This window comes from Mesorhizobium sp. ESP7-2, assembly GCF_020164715.1.
Lineage (GTDB): Bacteria > Pseudomonadota > Alphaproteobacteria > Rhizobiales > Rhizobiaceae > Mesorhizobium.
On record NZ_JAIUGQ010000103.1, the window covers coordinates 1 to 1122 of the forward strand.

2 protein-coding genes are annotated in these 1122 nt (G+C 59.1%); both read right to left on the reverse strand.

Annotation, left to right across the window (positions count from 1 at the left end; genetic code table 11):
• Positions 1-659 (reverse strand): ABC transporter ATP-binding protein (locus LB543_RS33810; RefSeq protein ID WP_224617356.1); only part of this gene is annotated, 659 nt, incomplete at its 3' end.
• Positions 660-702: 43 nt separating this feature from the next.
• Positions 703-1122, reverse strand: a 420-nt coding sequence (locus LB543_RS33815) for an extracellular solute-binding protein (protein ID WP_224617355.1), incomplete at its 5' end; no start/stop codon positions are given.

Sequence of the window (1122 nt, forward strand, 5' to 3'; positions counted from 1 at the left end):
CCGTCATGGAAAACCGCGATCCTGTCCGACATGGTCAGCGCCTCGGACTGGTCGTGCGTGACGTAGACCATGGTGATGCCGAGTGAGGTCTGGAGCTGCTTGATCTCGATCTGCATGTGCTCGCGAAGCTGCTTGTCGAGTGCACCGAGCGGTTCATCCATCAGCACCAGCGACGGTTCGAACACCAGCGCGCGGGCCAATGCGACGCGCTGCTGCTGGCCGCCGGAAAGCTGTGCCGGGCGTCGATCACCCAGCGTTTCAAGGTTTACGCGGCCAAGCGCCTGACGCACCTTTTCTTTGGCGGCAGCGCCTGTACTGCCGCGATAGCGCAGCGGGAACGCGACATTCTCCGCCACCGTCATGTGCGGAAACAGCGCGTAGTTCTGGAACACGAAGCCGATGTTGCGCTTTTCCGGCGGCAGCCGCTCGACTGGCCTGTTGTCGAGCAGGATATGACCGAGCGTCGGCTGCTCGAAGCCGCCCAGCATCATCAAGGTCGTGGTCTTGCCGGAGCCCGAAGGCCCCAGCATGGTCAGGAACTCGCCACGAAAGACGGTAAGGTTCAAGTCCTTCACGACGAAGTTGATGCCATCGTAGGACTTCTTCACATCCTCGAACCGAACGAGGGCATCGACTTGACTGTCCGCTGCAGGTGACATTCGTCGAGAAAAGTTCATCGATGCTATCCTCCGGATGGCCGCGCTATTGTGCGAGCCACGTCGTGAACCGCTTGCGGATTTCATCTCCGTTGTCAGCCCAAAACCCATTGTCCAGCGTCAGCGAAACGGTCAGGTTTTGTGGGCTGGTTGGCAAGTTTCTGGCGTCTTCGGGTGCCACGAATTGGGCAGCGGATTTCCGGACCGGTCCATAGGGAATGTACTTGGTGATGCCCGCCAGGATTTTGGGATCAGCCGCGTATTTGATAAAAGCCAAAGAGCCTTCCGTTTTTTTGGCGCCCTTCGGAATCACCCAGTAGTTGGAATCGAGGATCTGATTGTCCCAAACGATGCGAAAGTCCTTGCCCTCCTTGTTGGCATTGTAGATGCGGCCGTTCCAGGCGGTCGTCATCGTCACCTCGCCCGAGGCAAGCAGTTGCGGCGCCTGTGCGCCTGCTTCCCACCA